Origin of the sequence: Pedobacter nototheniae, from assembly GCF_032678625.1 — a bacterium.
Lineage (GTDB): Bacteria > Bacteroidota > Bacteroidia > Sphingobacteriales > Sphingobacteriaceae > Pedobacter > Pedobacter nototheniae_A.
Map to the genome: position 1 here is coordinate 95819 of NZ_JAVTSO010000002.1, position 17110 is coordinate 112928.

General features: G+C 35.3%; 13 protein-coding genes. 3 read left to right on the forward strand and 10 right to left on the reverse strand.

Features of this window, described 5'->3' with window-relative positions:
- The first annotated feature begins 66 nt into the window (after positions 1-66).
- A complete protein-coding gene (locus R2Q77_RS06170; protein ID WP_316802843.1) occupies positions 67-1194 on the forward strand; it encodes a glycosyltransferase in 1128 nt (375 codons plus the stop codon).
- Positions 1195-1214: 20 nt separating this feature from the next.
- Positions 1215-1850: a 16S rRNA (guanine(527)-N(7))-methyltransferase RsmG gene (rsmG, locus tag R2Q77_RS06175; RefSeq protein WP_316802844.1), complete on the forward strand. Its 636-nt coding sequence runs from the start codon at positions 1215-1217 to the stop codon at positions 1848-1850.
- 2 nt (positions 1851-1852) lie between these two features.
- Here rsmG and R2Q77_RS06180 read toward each other — a convergent pair whose 3' ends face one another.
- The 5 genes from R2Q77_RS06180 to smc all read right to left on the reverse strand — a co-directional run bounded on the left by R2Q77_RS06180 (position 1853) and on the right by smc (position 9372).
- Positions 1853-3508, reverse strand: a complete 1656-nt coding sequence (locus R2Q77_RS06180) for a M56 family metallopeptidase (protein ID WP_316802845.1) — start codon at positions 3506-3508, stop codon at positions 1853-1855.
- The gene (locus tag R2Q77_RS06185) at positions 3505-3876 is read right to left on the reverse strand and encodes a BlaI/MecI/CopY family transcriptional regulator (protein ID WP_316802846.1); all 372 of its coding nucleotides are present in this window, start codon (positions 3874-3876) and stop codon (positions 3505-3507) included. The genes R2Q77_RS06180 and R2Q77_RS06185 overlap by 4 nt, the downstream gene beginning before the upstream one ends.
- Before the next feature lie 200 nt (positions 3877-4076).
- Complete coding sequence (locus R2Q77_RS06190; RefSeq protein WP_316802847.1) at positions 4077-5021, reverse strand: M28 family peptidase; 945 nt, start codon at positions 5019-5021, stop codon at positions 4077-4079.
- Between the two features lie 175 nt (positions 5022-5196).
- Positions 5197-5778 (reverse strand): rhodanese-like domain-containing protein, encoded by a 582-nt coding sequence (locus tag R2Q77_RS06195; RefSeq protein WP_316802848.1) that lies wholly within the window; start codon positions 5776-5778, stop codon positions 5197-5199.
- Between the two features lie 60 nt (positions 5779-5838).
- Positions 5839-9372 (reverse strand): chromosome segregation protein SMC, encoded by a 3534-nt coding sequence (gene smc, locus R2Q77_RS06200; protein WP_316802849.1) that lies wholly within the window; start codon positions 9370-9372, stop codon positions 5839-5841.
- 244 nt (positions 9373-9616) lie between these two features.
- Between smc and R2Q77_RS06205 the strand changes: the two genes are divergently transcribed.
- The gene (locus tag R2Q77_RS06205) at positions 9617-10600 is read left to right on the forward strand and encodes an aldo/keto reductase (protein ID WP_316802850.1); all 984 of its coding nucleotides are present in this window, start codon (positions 9617-9619) and stop codon (positions 10598-10600) included.
- A 165-nt stretch (positions 10601-10765) separates the two neighbouring features.
- Here R2Q77_RS06205 and R2Q77_RS06210 read toward each other — a convergent pair whose 3' ends face one another.
- From R2Q77_RS06210 to R2Q77_RS06230, 5 genes are all read right to left on the reverse strand, one after another.
- Positions 10766-13075 (reverse strand): ATP-dependent helicase, encoded by a 2310-nt coding sequence (locus R2Q77_RS06210; protein WP_316803605.1) that lies wholly within the window; start codon positions 13073-13075, stop codon positions 10766-10768.
- Positions 13076-13451: 376 nt separating this feature from the next.
- A complete protein-coding gene (locus R2Q77_RS06215) occupies positions 13452-13982 on the reverse strand; it encodes a hypothetical protein (RefSeq protein ID WP_316802851.1) in 531 nt (176 codons plus the stop codon).
- Positions 13983-14005: 23 nt separating this feature from the next.
- Positions 14006-15514 (reverse strand): PH domain-containing protein, encoded by a 1509-nt coding sequence (locus tag R2Q77_RS06220; RefSeq protein ID WP_316802852.1) that lies wholly within the window; start codon positions 15512-15514, stop codon positions 14006-14008.
- Positions 15507-16055, reverse strand: coding sequence for a PH domain-containing protein (locus R2Q77_RS06225; RefSeq protein ID WP_316802853.1), 549 nt, complete (start codon positions 16053-16055; stop codon positions 15507-15509). Before R2Q77_RS06225 ends, R2Q77_RS06220 begins: the two co-directional genes overlap by 8 nt.
- Before the next feature lie 52 nt (positions 16056-16107).
- Positions 16108-17070, reverse strand: coding sequence for an SGNH/GDSL hydrolase family protein (locus R2Q77_RS06230; protein ID WP_316802854.1), 963 nt, complete (start codon positions 17068-17070; stop codon positions 16108-16110).
- Between the last annotated feature and the right edge of the window lie 40 nt (positions 17071-17110).

Here is a 17110-nt window from a genome sequence, read left to right on the forward strand (position 1 = left end):
TTTTATCAACATAAAAGTGGATTACTGATTTAAAATGAGAAATTTGTGCCTGTTTATTTTAACATCGTGATATTAACCTTACCCGAACTTTGTTTGCTGGCTTTCCTGGCTTTTTGTTTAATTATACAATTGTATTATGTACTTTTCGTACATTTAAAATTAGCCCGTGTACGCATAGAAGAGTTGCCTCATATAGCTTTAAAGCCAATTAGTGTAATTATTTGTGCCCGTAATGAGATTGTTAACCTTAAAAAGTACCTGCCATCTGTATTTGCTCAGAATTATCCGGATTTTGAAGTCGTTGTTGTTAACGACCGCTCATGGGATGGTACCGAAGATTTTCTTGAGCAGCTGGAAAAGCAATATAAAAACCTGAAAGTAGTTAAGATACTGGATAACGATAAGTTTATTGCTGGAAAGAAGTTCGCCGTAACCATGGGTATAAAGGCTGCAAAAAATGAATGGTTGGTTTTTACCGATGCAGATTGTACCCCAGCTTCAGAAAATTGGTTAATGGACATGCAACAGCCTGCCGAAGACCAGACCGAAATTTTATTGGGTTACTCGCCTTATTTAAAGAAAAGAGGACTATTAAATGCTTTAATTCGTTTTGAAACGTTTTTTACCGCTGTAAATTACTTTTCGTTTGCTTTAAAAGGAATGCCTTATATGGGCGTTGGACGAAATATGGCTTATAAAAAAGCTTTGTTTTTTAAAAATAAGGGTTTTGCGGCACATATGCATATTCCTTCAGGTGACGATGATCTTTTTGTGAATGCCCATGCCAACAATAGAAATACTGCAGTCAGAATTAATAAAGACAGCCATGTTTGGAGTGAACCTAATACGAGTTGGTCAGGATATCTAAAACAGAAAAAACGACATTTTGGTGCTGGGAAGCTGTACAAGCCCGGGCATAAATTTATTTTAAGTGTTCAGATTATTTTTCAGTTCTTATTTTATGCTTCGTTTGCTGCATGCATGTTTTTTAGCAGGGAAACACAATACGTTGCAGGCGGGATTTTGCTGCTTAGCATCCTCATTCGTTGTTTTATATACCCAAAAATTTTAAAACGTTTAAATTATGGCGATTTACGTTGGTGGTTCCCAATATTAGATATACTTTTGTTCTTCTTTTTAACGCTTAATGGCTTTTTAGCACTGTTTGGCAAGAAAAAAGTAAACTGGAAATAAGATTCTCAATTCTTAAAATTATGCTTGAAGTTAAACCTGATATCATCTTAAAATACTTTACAAACTTAACTGAAAAACAGATAAGCCAATTTGGGCAGCTTTTTGAACTTTATAGCTTTTGGAACGCCCAAATCAATGTAATTTCCAGAAAAGATATTGAAGAATTATACGAACGCCATGTTTTGCATTCTTTAGGAATTGCGAAGATATGTACTTTTAAACCTGGAGAAGATGTTTTGGATGTAGGTACCGGCGGTGGTTTTCCTGGTATTCCATTAGCCATCTTGTTCCCCGAAACCAATTTTCATTTGGTGGATTCTATCGGAAAAAAAATTAAGGTGGTTAAAGAAGTAGCTTCTGCATTAGGTTTAGAAAACCTGCAGGCTGATCATTTACGTGCCGAACAAATTAAAAATAAATACAATTTTATTGTTTCAAGGGCAGTAACACGTCTTGGTGAGTTTTATCCATGGATACAAGGGAAATTTAAGAAAGAATCCATCAATGCAATTCCAAACGGGATTTTGTATTTAAAAGGTGGAGATTTAACGGAAGAAATTAAAGAATCAAAGCTGAAAGCAGAATTATACCCGCTTTCAGCTTATTTCGAAGAAGATTTTTTTGATACAAAATATGTGGTTTATGTACCGCAGTAATTTTAATTTGTGATATTAATTTGGCCTCTTTTATTTAGAAGTGGTTTTCCTGTTATTTTCATTAAATATTGATATTTACCGGCGGGAAGGACTGAAAGATATTTTCCGTAATTGCCCCTTTTGCCGTCCCAGTCATTTTGGTAGTCGGTTGTATTGTAAACAACTTTACCTTTTTCATTATACACAGTTAAGGTTTTATTTTCAAAATCCGAATCCGGAATCACCAACAAAGTACTTTTGCTTCGATCAAGAGACAATTTTGGAAATGGTGGTGGTGGAGCTATCGTAATTGTGTTTTTTTGTGGTATTGGTGCTGATTTTTGAGACATTGATTCCAAATCTGGCTTTACAATTGGTGGAGGAGGTGGTGGAAGTTTTTTGATAATCTTTTTAGCTGGTTTTGGTAGTGGTGAAGGTTCGATTGGAGGAGGCGGTGAGGGAATGTCTAAAGCCGTTGCTTGTTTACCGTACACTTCAATTACGCCATTTTTTCCTTTCTCGCCATATTTTTTAACTCCATTTTCAGGATCGAGTAATATAATGTGATCTAAATTTTTAGCCCCACCTGAAGTTCCGGCCTCAATTTCTTTTCCGTTGATAAGGAATAATCTTTTGGTTACCGGCATGGGCTTTTGTAATACCTCATTATACCTGTAGTCGAGGTGTAAGATATTTAAGTTAGGTATATTGATGCCATTTGCATAGAAAGTTTTCTTAATTGTATCTTGCTTAATAAACACTTTCGATTGGTTACTACCCGAATACAGATCTACAATTCCATAATCTTTTTTAAAGGCCATCGTGGATAAAGAAACTATTCCCATCACTAAAGGTAAAGCTAACAAGAACCTCAACCTGGACCATTTGCCTGATTTTTTCTGATTTAACATATTGATTCGTTTTTTTAATATGGATGTACTAAACATTTGATTGGTTAATTGGACAACATTTATGCCTTGCGAATTTTGAATCAGAAATATGGCATAATCGTATTTTTCAATGTTCTTTTCTATGGTTTCTTCATCAGCAAGGTATTCATGGATGGTCCGAATTTCTGTTTTAAATAGGTAGATAACAGGATTAAACCAGTTTATAATTTGGATTAACTCAAAAAATACAATGTCATAACTATGCTTCTGTTGAATGTGTGCCATTTCATGCTTTATAATGATATTTCTTTGTGGCAACTGAGGATCAATAAAGAGCAGATTAAAAAAAGAGAAAGCAAACTTTGAATTTTTTAATTCGACTATTGTTATACCATTTTCCGTCTTTCTGGTTGAGCTTTTTAAAATCTTAATGATTTTAAAAAGGCCGATTATGGTTTTGATGAGCAACACAAGGATTGCTAAACCGTAGATGGTGAGCAGGAGTTGTGGCAGGTTAAATAAGTTGGATTGTGGTTCTGTAATCTGTTGAATATCATATAGTTTATCCTGATGTTGAATGAGGTCTTCTTCCAGGATAAAATTAGGTCTCGCTTGATTAAAATAGCCTATTTTTAATAATGGGAAAATAAACGAAGCCATTGTACATAGGATCAGAAAATAGCGGTTTACAGCATAAAAGGTTTCTTTTTGCAAAAACAATTTATAAAATCCGTAAAATAGGATGAGGTATAAATTTGCTTCGAGTAAATAATATAGCCAGTTCATCATTTATCTTTTTTAAGTTTTTCTGCCAATTGAATAATCTCATTTAGTTCACTTTTGCTTAAACTTTTCTCTTTTACCAGAAAAGAAACCAAACTTTCATAAGAGTTTTCAAAGTAATTATTCATTACCTTATCAAAGGCAAAGTGTTTATAATCAGCTTCTTTTATAAGCGGGAAGTAAATGTGTGTATTTCCAATAGCCTTATGATCTACGAAGCCTTTACCTTCTAAAACCCTGATTACAGTCGAAACTGTATTGTATGCCGGTTTGGGTTCGGGCATTTTCTCAATCACCTCTTTTACCAATGCTTCGTTCAGTTCCCAAAGGATGAGCATAACTTGTTCTTCTGCTTTTGTAAGTTCTTTTATCATTGTAACTATTTTTGTAGTTTGCTTAATTGAATTTACTACTATATTTATAGTTTGCAAACTATTTTTGTAGTTTAATTATTAATCAATTGATTTTCAGATATTTAATTTTTTATTTTCACTGACGTTTAAAAAAAAAGACCTGCCGATAGGGCAGGTCTGATATAATTAATTGTCTTTTATTAATGATTAAACAAGCAGGGCTAATTTTTCATCATTGTTTTATTTTTAAGTGAAAGTTGTAATCCTGTTTGGCGATCAATATTTTTTGCTACATCCAAAACGGCGTTTGCAGCATCGTTAAAGAAAGACTGGGTAATGGTTTCAAATTTATCAGTAGATTGATGGTAGTCTTTATGATCTTCTACACCAAAATACAGGAAAGGAATATTTTTCGAATTAAAAGCGCCCTGGTCACTTTGGTTTGTCCAGTCTTCATGGCCCAGCTTTGGGTCATCGTGTCCTAACAGAACTTTTATTTTAGGATTATTGTTAACCACATATTTTTTAAGTTCGGGGTATTTAAAGGTTCCGCATACATATAATTCAGCTTTATCGCTATGACTGATCATATCCATGTTCAGGTTTATGCTAATGGTATTTATAGGAACAGGCGGATTGGAAACAAATGCTTTAGCACCTTGTAAGCCTACTTCTTCGGCATCAAATGAAGCGAAAATAATTGTATTGTTGGGTTTGTTTTTAGAAAAATAGGCCGCAATTTTTAGTAAACCTGCTACGCCAGAGGCGTTGTCATCTGCACCATTAAATACAACATCTTTCACTACGCCCAAGTGATCATAGTGTGCAGAAATAACCATTACATTATCACTTTTACCCGGGATATAACCTATTATATTTGTGCCGTTTATGGTAGCGCCTTTAGATTTAAATGTAAATTCCTGCGCATAATTAACATTAGCCGGGTAAGATTTTAACCCTAATTTGATAAACCTGTCAACAAGGTAAGCCCTGGCCATTTCAGCTCCTTTAGTTCCTGTTTTTCTACCTTGATATGCATCAGAAGAAAGTGTTTGCACATCTTTTAGTAGCTGATTATCTAAGTTTTGGGGTGTTCCGTTTTGATTTTTAACAGCTGAACAACAGCTTAGCATTAGGGCTAAGGGAATAATATAAAGGATTTTCATTTCAGAATTGATTTGGGCTTAAAGATATTAATTATTGTAAGAAAACGTGGTTTGTTAGGCTGTATTACATCTTTAAGAAATGTTGAAAGAAGTCTTCATTGCATTTAGAATAACTTAAATTTAAAATGCTGGTACTGTAAAGTACTAAAGCCGCTCGTTTAGGAGATGCGACGATCTATTTTACCGTTCCTTCAAATTTAATTCTTTGGTCTTTAATATTTACCAGTTCATCCAGTTCGTAAACGTTTCTATAACCATATCCATAAAGATTAATGTATGTAGGTACATTTAAGGCAAGCATAATTGGTTTTCTGTTTGATAGTATCTGGCTTTCAACAGGAGGTTTAGGTGCTGCAACCTTAGAGGCGAAATCTATTTGGTCTCCTTCAAAATTATTATTGCAATAAATCAATATTTTAGTATTCACATCTGGAATCAGCGCGTTCAGGTTTTGTTGGGTAAAGTCAGTAAAACTTAAAGATACGGCCCCTTTTAAATGCTTTCTTTTATATCGAAAAGTAGAACGCGCATCTAAAATAATTACATTTTTCTCTTTACTCATTTTTAGAAAAGTATCTAAATTAATTAAGCGTTGTTTGCGGTGATTTTCCACTTCTGAGACCAGACTTTTAAAATCATCATAATTAACCAGGGCTTTTTTGTATTTCTGTTGATTGGATGTACTTTCCTGGGAAATAGAATATTTAGCCGATAATAATAAAATCGCTATAAGGCAATATTTGAAAATGATTTTCATACTCATCTTTTATTAACTTAGTTAAAGTTAATAATATTTCCCAGGTACGAGATAAAAAGATTAGGCTGCCACTTCTCTTAAATCTACAGCTACCACTCTCGAAACGCCTTGTTCTACCATGGTTACGCCATAAATAATATCTGTACTGGCAATGGTTCGTTTGTTATGAGATACGATGATAAACTGCGACTGATCAGAAAATTTCCGGATAATATTATTGAATTTATCGATGTTTGTGTCATCCAAAGGCGCATCAACCTCATCAAAAATACAGAATGGAGCAGGTTTTAAAAGGTAAAGTGAAAACAAAAGTGCAGTAGCGGTTAATGTTTTCTCTCCTCCTGATAATTGATTAATGGATAAAGGTCTTTTTCCTTTCGGACGTGCAATAATATCAATATCTGCTTCTAAAGGGTTAGCAGTATCAGATAAAATTAAATCGCAACTGTCTTCATCATTAAATAAAGAACGAAAAACAACGATAAAATGTTCCCTCGCCTGGGTAAAGGCCTGCATAAATTTCTCTTTAGCCGTATCATCAATTTCCTTGATGGTTTGCAAAAGGTCAGTTTTGGCTGCAATTAAATCCTTTTTCTGATTTTGAATAAAGGTATAACGCTCCTCCATTTCTTTATATGCTTCCATAGCCATAGAGTTAATGGCGCCAAACTCATCAAGCTGACGTTTCATTTTTTCTACTTTTTGGCGAAGATCAAATTCACTTTCGTTTACTTCCGTTTCTGTTTCCAGAAGATCGTTAATGTCTATGTTGAATTCGACTGCAAGACGCTCCTTCAGTGCATTTAGATCAATTTTTAGCGCATTCTTTTTATCTTTCAATTCTGTTAAAAGAAAATCAGTTTCCTCTCTGTTTTTGCGTAGGGTTGTGAGGTTACCTTCAACTTCATTTATGTTGCCTTTACTTTCAAAATATTCTTTTTCAGCTTCGGCCAGTCCTTTTTCCATTTCCTCACGCTGCTGATACATTTCTAAAAGTGTGTCATCGTTTAAATCTGTATGTTGCAATGTTTTGGTGATTTCGGATAAGGTTTCCTGTAAGTCTTTATCATTTTGTTCAATCCGTTTATTCAGCGCTTCTTCCTGCACAAAACGGTAGTCTAAATCTTTTTCAAGGCTCGATAGCTTGTTTTGCTGCTGATGAAAACGGATGTTATCCTGATTGTATTTTCCGGCAGATTCATTAACCTGATCGGCAATTTCCTGATAATTAATTTGCTGTTCCTGCAAATTTACATGTGCTTCCTGCTGATTTTTTTGCAAAGCAACCAAAGCCGGAAGTTTTTCAGACAATCCTTTTTCTATCGAAACGATTTTCTGTGCAATGTCTGCCTTGCGGTTTTCGCTCGTCGTAATAAACTCATGGTACTGGTCGCGACGGGTTTGCACTGAAATATGCTCATTATTTAACTTGTTTAATTCCTGTTGTAAGGCTGTAATCTGGTTGATTTTAGAAGCCTCTTTCAGGTTGAAAATGTTGTCTGTTTCGGCTTTAATAGTTGTGTTGTATTGATTGATAAGGTTTTCAGTTGTCTTTATTTCCTTCGCTAAATTTTCTAAATTTTTTGCCCGGCCAATTCTTTTACCTTCAAATAAACCGACCGAACCGCCTGCAAGTGTAAATTTAGTTTGAGCATATTTACCGTTTTTGGCTAAAATTGTCAGCCCTTCTGTTGGTTTTTGCTTAAACAATTGCTCTTGTTCGCCGGTGGCAATGTATACGTTTTGAAGAAGTAAATTACAGAGGTGCTGGTATTTTTTATCTACTTCAATTACCTGTAACGCAGAAATTAATCCTTCATGGTCTACTATTGCAGGATTCTTATCCGGTACATTTTCAAGGATAAAAAAATTAGCGCGACCACGGCTTGCATCTGTTAACAAATTAATTGCCTGCACCGCATCTGCATATTGCTCTACTACATAATGATTCATTACAGGTTCGAGATAATTTTCGATTGCAATGCGATAATCCTCATTACAGAACAAAATGTCGGAAAGGAGTAGGGCACTTTTTGCAAAAGTATTGTTCTTTTTTAAAAAACGAATGGATTCCGGAAAGCCTTCAAGGCTATCTACAAGAGATTTTGTCAGGTTATATTCGTTCTGTTTCGCGTCTCTTTTGCGGTTTTCTGCATTGAGTTTTTCCTTGTTCGAATTTAGATTTAATTCTGCTTCTGCCAGCCTGGTTTTTAAAACCTCTTCAGCTTCTGTATATTGTTTAATATTGCCTTGCTTTTCCCGCACCTGAACATCCAGTTCGGCCAAAGCGTGATCAAAAGCCTTTAATTCCATGCTTTTGGTTTCGGTATCGTCTACATTCCTATTGGTTTCCTGAACCAAAGCATCCTTCTGAATGTTTAAAATGTCTATTTCTTTTTGCGATTGATACACCTGGTTTTGCAAGTCGTTAACCGATTTAACCAGGTTATCAGTTCTGTTTTTTTCGGTTTGTTGTTGTTCTCTTAATGTATCGAGTGTTTGTTTTAATAATTTTAAATCAGCTTCGAGACGGTTAAAAGCTTCAGTTTCCAGGAGCACTTCTTCGTTTAAGCGCTTAATGTTGTATTTAATGTGGTTAACCTGATTTTTATCTTTCTCAAGTTCTGTTGATAAACGATTTTCCTTTTCCTGAAGAAAACGCATCTGTTCATTTTTAACCTTTTTTTCACTTTCGTAAGCCCTGATTTTGGAAACAAATTCGTTTGTGGCTCTTTGCTGTACGGAAAGGTTTTTTTCCTGGTTAATACTGCCCAGTTTAAGCTTTTGTAATTCTGCCTCGCCCGTATCAATTTTAGTGCTCAATTCGGTTCTGTTTACCTGCTGAGATTGTTCCTGAGCTTCCAATGCATTTAAATCGGTACGAAAAAAAGCAATGCGATGTGTAGCCAGCTGAACGCTTAGTTCGCGGTACTGTTCTTTTAATTTATAATAGCGCTCCGCTTTTTTAGCCTGGTTCTCTAAGGTTTTGAGGTTTTTTTCGATTTCGAAAAGTAGATCTTCTACACGCTCTAAATCGGCTTCGGTATCTTTTAACTTATTGAAGGTTTGTTTTTTACGAAGTTTGTATTTCGAAATTCCAGATGCTTCTTCAAATAATGAACGGCGAGAATTTTCTTTATTGGAGATAATCTCGTCAACCATTTTTAATTCAATGATCGAATAACTGTCAGAACCTATACCTGTATCCAGAAATAAGTCGGTAATGTCTTTTAAGCGGCACTGAACATCATTTAAACGATATTCGCTATCACCGTTTCGATATAGTTTGCGCGTTATGGTTACCTGCGAGTAGGCCGTTGGCAATACATTTTTAGTGTTGTCAAAGCTTAATGAAACTTCGGCAAGTTGTGCCTGTTTTCTGTTTTTTGTACCATTAAAAATGATGTTTTCCATCTTTTCCGAGCGCAGTGCACGTGTACTTTGCTCGCCCAAAACCCACCGCATAGCATCGATAACATTGGATTTTCCGCAACCATTAGGACCAACAATAGCCGTAACACCCTCGTTAAAGTTAATGGTAACCTTATCGCCAAAGCTTTTAAAACCTTTAATTTCTAATCGGGTGAGTTGCATTTATATCAATCCCTGGAACGGGAACTCAATAATAAGGATAAAATTTCAAAATTTAGTGCCAAAATGTATAAAGAATTCAGATAAATAATCCTGTTGAATCACTGGTTTTATTCTTTAACTCCTGGAGTTGTCCATCATGTTTGTCATTTGTAAAAAATCCAATAACTAAAACATTCTGTAAATATTAATGGTAGTATTGAGTAATATCTTAACGAATAAATTTAAAATTTAAACAATCAATTATATGGAATATAGAAGATTAGGTAAATCGGGTTTGCAGGTAAGTGCTTTATCATTGGGCAGCTGGTTAACCTTTGGTGCTCAGATCAGTGATAAAGTTGCCGATGAATTGATGGGAATTGCTTATGATGCCGGCGTAAACTTTTTTGATAACGCCGAAGGTTATGCCGAAGGTAAATCGGAACTGGTAATGGGTAAAATTCTTAAATCAAAAGGCTGGAATAGAGAATCTTTTGTTGTATCGAGTAAAGTATTTTTCGGGACAGAAAATAAAGGCCCAAATCAAATGGGTTTGTCACGCAAACACGTTGTTGAAGCCTGCAATGGAGCTTTAAAACGTTTACAGGTAGATTATCTGGATTTATATTTTTGCCATAGACCTGATAAAAATACGCCCATTGAGGAAACGGTTTTAGCAATGAATACGCTGTTGCAACAAGGTAAAATTTTATATTGGGGCACATCAGAATGGAGTGCCGCAGAAATTACCGAAGCTATTGGTATTGCAAAGGATTATCGTTTAATTGGGCCAACAATGGAGCAGCCTCAGTATAATCTTTTTGAACGTAAAAAACTGGAAGATGATTTTTTACTGCTTTTTCGTGATCATGGGCTGGGTACCACAATCTGGTCGCCGTTGGCATCGGGTTTATTATCAGGTAAATATACTAAAGGTGATGTTAAAGATACACGTTTAGCAGATGTTAAATTAGGCTGGTTAAAAGACAACGTTTTACAGGCCGATCGGTTAAAGAAAGTAGAAGAACTGCAGAAAGTTGCAGATAAACTGAATGTTTCTTTAGCAAAATTCTCTTTGGCCTGGTGTCTTAAAAATCCAAATGTAAGTTCAGTTATTCTTGGTGCCTCAAAAGGAGAACAGTTGAAAGAAAATTTAACCGCTTTGGAAGTTGTGCCTTTGCTTACCGATAAAGTGATGGAGCAGGTAGAAGAGATTATGGGTACAAAACCAAAACTTCCACAGTTTTAGAAATTAGATTTTTTAGATGTTCAGCATTCCCCCACAATAAGCGCCTGGAGATGCCGAAATAAATTGTTTAGGATTTAAAAGGCTTATAATTATAATTTATTATGCTGAACTTGTTGAAGTTTAATGTACTCCAACAAGTTCAACATGATGTTTTTTTAACATCCTTTAATTTTTTACAATCATCAATTTGGCAAATTTTAGCAACAATTGCTTATTGCCCAATCCCTGGAAAAATACGGTTGCTTTAACATCAGGTAACTGACCTTCAAGGCTTATGATTTTTCCGAAACCAAATTTTTCGTGTTCCACTTCCATTCCTCCCTGAAATTCGTGTGGTTGCGATGGTGCAAAACCAGGTGTCGGAACATGGGCTTTCGCTAATAGTGATGTGGTTTTTGGGCGAACAGGCGGAGCGCATGTAGTTGCACCGGCAGCAGGTTTAGGCTTGCTAAAGAAATCACGCGGTTGTGAGGTCCATGTTTTGCGTTCATCGTCAAAGTTCCCATCCATAAAGCTACTTTTCGAGGCCGGTTTCACATCCAGTTCTAAAAATTTTTGGCTAATTTCATTGATGAAACGACTTGGTTCGCAGTTTGTTAGTGTTCCCCAACGATAACGTGAAGTTGAATAGGTTAAGGTAAGTTTTTTCTCTGCACGTGTTACGGCTACATAAAATAAACGGCGTTCTTCTTCCAAATCAGCACGGGAATTTACCGACATTTGTGAAGGGAAAAGGTTTTCTTCCAATCCCACAACAAAAACATTTTTAAACTCTAAACCTTTGGCAGAGTGGATGGTCATTAAAGAAACCGTGTCTTTATTTTTGTCGCCATCTTTATCGTCATTGGTTAATAAGGCAACATCCTGCATAAAAATGTCCAGCCCGCGTTCTTCAATATCCTCACGTTCGGCAAATTCTTTAATACCATTTAATAATTCCTGGATGTTTTCGTACCTGCTTCGGCCCTCCACACTATCATCGTTGTATAATTCTTTTAAAATTCCGGCATGTTGTGCAATAAATAAAGCAGTTTCGTAAGCATCGAGCTTTTTAGCTTCTGCGGCAAAACTCTGAATCATCATCGAAAAATCGTTCAACTGGTTTGCTAAACGACCGTCAACATATAAATGCGCATTGGAAATAACTTCCCACATGGTTTTATCGTGCTGATCTGCAGCAACAATAATTTTATCGATTGAAGTGTCGCCAATACCCCGCTTAGGATAATTAATTACACGTTTTACGGCTTCTTCATCGTTAGGATTAAAAGTTAAACGGAAGTAAGCAATTAAATCTTTAATCTCTTTACGCTGGTAAAAAGAAAGTCCGCCATAAATTCTATATGGAACATTAAGCTTGCGTAAAGATTCCTCCATGGCCCTGCTTTGTGCATTGGTTCGGTACAAAATTGCAAAATCGTGGTAATCGTAGCCTTTCGTGCTGCGTTCCTGTATAATGGATTCTACAACCAGTTTACCTTCTTCATTATCGGTAAAAGCACGGGTTACTTTAATGCGATCGCCAGATTCATTATCAGAGAAAACATTTTTTTCCAGCTGATTTTTATTATTTGCAATAATACTGCTGGCGGCATCCACAATATTTTGGGTAGAACGGTAGTTTTGTTCTAATTTATAGACCTTTAAGTCAGGATAATCGCGTTCGAAGTTTAAAATATTCTGAATGTTGGCACCACGGAAAGCATAAATACTTTGTGCATCATCACCTACAACACAGATATTCTGGTAAGCAGCAGCCAGTTTTTTCACAATGGTATATTGCGAAAAGTTGGTATCCTGGTACTCATCCACCATTAAATACCTGAATTTTTGCTGGTATTTATTTAAAACGTCAGGATGGTCTTTTAACAAAATATTGGTTTTGAACAATAAATCATCAAAATCCATAGCTCCAGCCCTGAAACAGCGTTTAGCATAAGTTTCGTAAATCTGGCCAATTAAGGGGCGTTTATTCTGGATATCTTCAGCCTGAATCTGATCGTTAGTGATGTATTCTGCAGGCGAAATAAGGTTATTTTTTGCCGAAGAAATGCGGTTAAATACAAAATTGGCCGCATATAATTTATCATCCAGCTGCATTTCCTTCAAGATACTGCGAATTACACTTTTGCTATCGTCGGTATCGTAAATGGTGAAATTGCTTGGGTAACCAATTTTTTCAGCTTCAACACGAAGAATTTTAGCAAAAACAGAGTGAAAGGTTCCCATCCAAATATTTTTAGCCTCAGCACCTACTACTTTACTGATACGCTCGCGCATGTCCTTACTCGCTTTGTTGGTAAAGGTTAAAACTAAGATGTTAAATGCATCGGTACCCGATTGGATGAGGTGGGCCACACGATATGTAATAACCCGGGTTTTGCCCGATCCGGCACCTGCAACAATCATTACGGGTCCTTTAGTGTTCTCTACTGCTGCTCTTTGTTGTGGGTTTAATCCTTCTAAATAATCCAAATCGGCTCCTGTTTTTTTGAAGTTCAAAAATAACAAATTATGAGCGCTTATTAAAAGGTGTTGGTAAATTGAGTGATTTTGATTTTTAGTGGGTTGAAATTCAGTTTTTTGTTGTTTTAAAAAAGCTTTATGTTTGCTGTATAGTAAAAACAGTGTGGAAATTAAAAGAGATGGTTTTATCCGCTTGCTGCAGGGGCTGTTTTCTTTTTGGCAGCAAAAAGAAACAAAAACTGCCGGCTCGCAATCTTTCTTTTAAAGTTAGTAGTTAGGCTTGTTCTGTGCCAGCCGGTTTAAAAGCTAACGGAGAAATAGTGGTTAGGCTTTGTTGGGTATCCCGTATTAAGCTAAACAAAAAGTGCGAAGGCCGTATAGCAAATTATATCTGTGTACAACTTTCACTAAGCTTTTCTTTAATATATTCATAAAGCCCCTCGTCAAACATACCCTGCGTTTGACTTCTTCCAAACCTTATGGTATTTAATAAGATGTCTTTTCCATCAAATAGTATGGTAACCTGTGTTTTCCAATTGGGGAGGGCGATCATGAGTTTATCATCATTATGCTGTATTTCCCAGTTTAATGGTTTAAATATATTTAATAAACTTTCTTTATTTTCAATTAAATCATTACCCTGAATGCGTTTTAACTTTCGTCCGCCGGTAAATAATTTAAACAAAAAGAAACCCAGCAATAGAGCGGTTAAATTAGCAAGTATAATGTATATGGAATAGCCCTCCTTAAAAAAATGAATATTTTTAATCGTAAGAATGATCGCACTCACCGGAATAATACCAATAATAAACATTTCAATATAAGAAATTAAGAAACGGCTAATTTTACTTCTTTTTAGGTATAATTTATTGTTTTTTAGGCTTTTTACTATATCTATTCTGTCTGCATCAATCATTTTATTGTTTATTAATTTATGTTCTACATCCAATCTTTATTTCCACTTTCAATTTGATACAACCAATAATTTACCAGCTGTTTAATTTGGGTGTAGTTGCCATATTTAAACCTGATTTGGCCTGCTGCTGTATGTAAACACAGGTGGCCCACATCAACACCTTTATGCCAGGGATATTGAAAGGTTGTAATTGCCTGTATCTTATCTGGTGAAATAATTTCAGTCGAAATATCCCAAATGCCACTTTTCTTAATAATAAATTCCTCGTTTACCGTTATGCGATGCCTTTTATAACTGATGTAAATCATAAAGATACCTGTTAAGAAATACAATACTGCTAATGGTAAATAAGGTTTAACCTGCGGAATCTTGAAACCGACAATTAAAAATATAGCCGTAGGTAAAACTAATCTAAAAAAAACCGGGAGATTTAAAAACCTCCAGTTGGGGATAAATTTTTTGCCTTCTGCAGGGATTTTGCCCAATATCATTTTAAGGAGTTCATTTTTTTCTACAGGATTGCACCCTGGAATTTCCAATGTACTGCCATGTAACTCTTCGCCGCTTTTGGCATGTCCGTTTTTAGCTTGTTTTAGCCATACATTAAACATACTGAGTTTTTTCTCAAAATAATTTTGGCTATAGGTGGTAACCTGCACTTTAATGGGGCTTACCAAGGTATTTTTCTTTGCAAATAATCCGGATGATATTAACAAAGAATGATGGTGTTTGCTGATGGTAAGTTCGAAGTACTTGTAAAAGGTTCTAACTAAGTTAAAAATCAAGAATAACAACAATAATGCAACAATTAAAATGGCGACAGAAAACATAGTGGCCATACCACTCATTACTGCCATGTAATGATTACTATCAATTTTAAAAGCTTTAATTATTTGTTGTCCTTCATGAATTAAAGAGCTTAAAAATAAGATTAATAAACCTAAGCTTTTTCCGTAATTAGAGGTTAAACCTACCTTAAATAAGGTCCAATTGCTGATTTTTAGAATTGAATGCTCCTGTAAAGCCGCATTTACCTCATAATGTTCTATACTGCCCGAAGCAGGATCAGTTTGCATGCTAAGCAAGTGTTCTTTTAAATTATAGGCCGAAGTTGCATCAATTGCCATTATACTTGCTTCCACACCATTGGAACCTGCTGTATCAATCTTCAATCCGTAAACACCAATAATTTTTTGGAGAATGGTTTGATCGATATTTACCTGTTGGATTTTATCGAGCTGGATAATAACCTGGTCTCTATTGAAAATACCTTTATTAACAATGAATTCTTGCTTTTGCGGATCTAAAAAGAAGGTAAATTTTAAATACCAGAGGTAGGCAATCAAAAAGCTGAGGAAAATAACAATGGCTAATCCTGTAATTAAAAAGATTATACTATTGGTTCGCATTTTAAATAGGGAAATAGCAAAAGGAATTATAAAAACTTTTGCTATTTGGAAAGCTGTGTGGCTTCCCATGACGATTATACCTGCTGCAGACTGGCGTTGTGGTTTGCTGAAATCGTTATTCATTATTCTCGGTAATGACTGAGTTTTCCGTCAGATTAAGTTTATTCAATAACAAATCACGAATATTTTTAGCTTCGTTGATGGGGATTCCTGTAATTTTTAAATGCCCGCTATCACCCCCAGCGGTAAAAACCTGTAGAGAGCCAAGTTTGAAAATCCTGGAAAAAAGCCCCTCATTTAACTCGATATGCTGAATCCTGTTTAAAGGAACAATTGTAGTGGATTCGGCTATTATGCCACTTTTATAGATCACATCTTTAGACCTGATTGCATAACCTCTTTTTTTAAAACTTGCTAACAATAGCAGTATAATTAAGGTCATAAATACCAGGTATATCGATAAAATTAAGATGGCTTTTGGTTTAAATTCATCTATAAAAGTAACACCTAAACCAATAAGGATACCGAAAATGATAAAAGATATGCTAAAGTTGATGCAAATGATTTTAAGATAATCCCGGTGAGGTTTCCTTAATAAAACGTCTTCATATTTGGGCAAAGAATCAATATCAATAATTTCGTTGGTAAAAGTTTCTGCGGGCATAATTAAAGATAAAACAATTGATCTACTAATAGATTACAGCTGCATTGTTTTGTTACCGAACGACAATGAATTTTTTAATAGCGGAATACTGACCGGAATCGGATGAGATTTTAAAAAAATAAACACCAGGATTAAAACTGGTGGTATTCACATCTAAAGTATGCTTCCCGGTATTCAGGTATTCATTCACAACAGTTTTAACCAGCCTGCCCATCAAATCATAAACCTGTACATTAATCTTATCCGTTTCTGGTAAAACAATGTCAATATAAGTTTGGTTTGCAGCTGGGTTAGGGTAGTTTTGCGAAACTACAAACATCAGAAATTTATCAAAAATAGCTTTATTAATTGCATCGAAAATAACATAACTCACTAACCTGTACCCACGGGCATTTGGATGAAAAGTATCCTGATAAAGTGTAAAATCTCTGCGCATAGCTGCATTTACATCCGCTAAGTATATTTTATATTCTGTTACTAATTTCCGGTAAATCCCATTCAAAGTTCTGATGTTATTGTTTACCGCAACCAAATCCTTATTTGTACGGTCATCAACATATTGTAGCGTACATAGAATGGGAATCAATTTTTGGTTTAAACTTGTTTGAATCAGCGAACGCATATTGGCTTCGGTATTGGCAATTTTAGATCTTCCGGCAGCGATCGCTATAGCATCATTAATACCCATATCAATCACAATAAATCCAGTTCTATTGGCAACAGATCTATCAATACGTAATAATCCTTGCGCAGTTGTTTGTCCTCCAATTCCCTGATTTGTAATGTCTACAATTTTGTTTCTATAACAATTCTGGAAATTATCATTTAACATCGTTTGAAATCCTAACCCATTAACCCCCTCAACGGTACTGGCTCCAAAGGTTACAATATTTATACTGTCTTTAGCATAATATTGGGCCGCTTCAGGGCAGCTTACACGAGTTTGCGCAAAGCTTGAGGCGTTAAAACAAAAAAGCAGCAGTAGAAAAGGGTAAACTATTGCGCTTAATTTCATTGTTAAAGTTCTTGCAGACAGGATTTCAGGATTTAAATAT

What these genes read in the sequence shown, in the direction of transcription:
- rsmG (WP_316802844.1), top strand. Translation starts at nt 1,215, where the DNA reads ATGCTTGAAGTTAAACCTGATATCATCTTAAAATACTTTACAAACTTA.
- R2Q77_RS06180 (WP_316802845.1), bottom strand. Translation starts at nt 3,508, where the DNA reads ATGATGAACTGGCTATATTATTTACTCGAAGCAAATTTATACCTCATC.
- R2Q77_RS06185 (WP_316802846.1), bottom strand. Translation starts at nt 3,876, where the DNA reads ATGATAAAAGAACTTACAAAAGCAGAAGAACAAGTTATGCTCATCCTT.
- R2Q77_RS06190 (WP_316802847.1), bottom strand. Translation starts at nt 5,021, where the DNA reads ATGAAAATCCTTTATATTATTCCCTTAGCCCTAATGCTAAGCTGTTGT.
- R2Q77_RS06195 (WP_316802848.1), bottom strand. Translation starts at nt 5,778, where the DNA reads ATGAAAATCATTTTCAAATATTGCCTTATAGCGATTTTATTATTATCG.
- smc (WP_316802849.1), bottom strand. Translation starts at nt 9,372, where the DNA reads ATGCAACTCACCCGATTAGAAATTAAAGGTTTTAAAAGCTTTGGCGAT.
- R2Q77_RS06205 (WP_316802850.1), top strand. Translation starts at nt 9,617, where the DNA reads ATGGAATATAGAAGATTAGGTAAATCGGGTTTGCAGGTAAGTGCTTTA.
- R2Q77_RS06215 (WP_316802851.1), bottom strand. Translation starts at nt 13,982, where the DNA reads ATGATTGATGCAGACAGAATAGATATAGTAAAAAGCCTAAAAAACAAT.
- R2Q77_RS06220 (WP_316802852.1), bottom strand. Translation starts at nt 15,514, where the DNA reads ATGAATAACGATTTCAGCAAACCACAACGCCAGTCTGCAGCAGGTATA.
- R2Q77_RS06225 (WP_316802853.1), bottom strand. Translation starts at nt 16,055, where the DNA reads ATGCCCGCAGAAACTTTTACCAACGAAATTATTGATATTGATTCTTTG.
- R2Q77_RS06230 (WP_316802854.1), bottom strand. Translation starts at nt 17,070, where the DNA reads ATGAAATTAAGCGCAATAGTTTACCCTTTTCTACTGCTGCTTTTTTGT.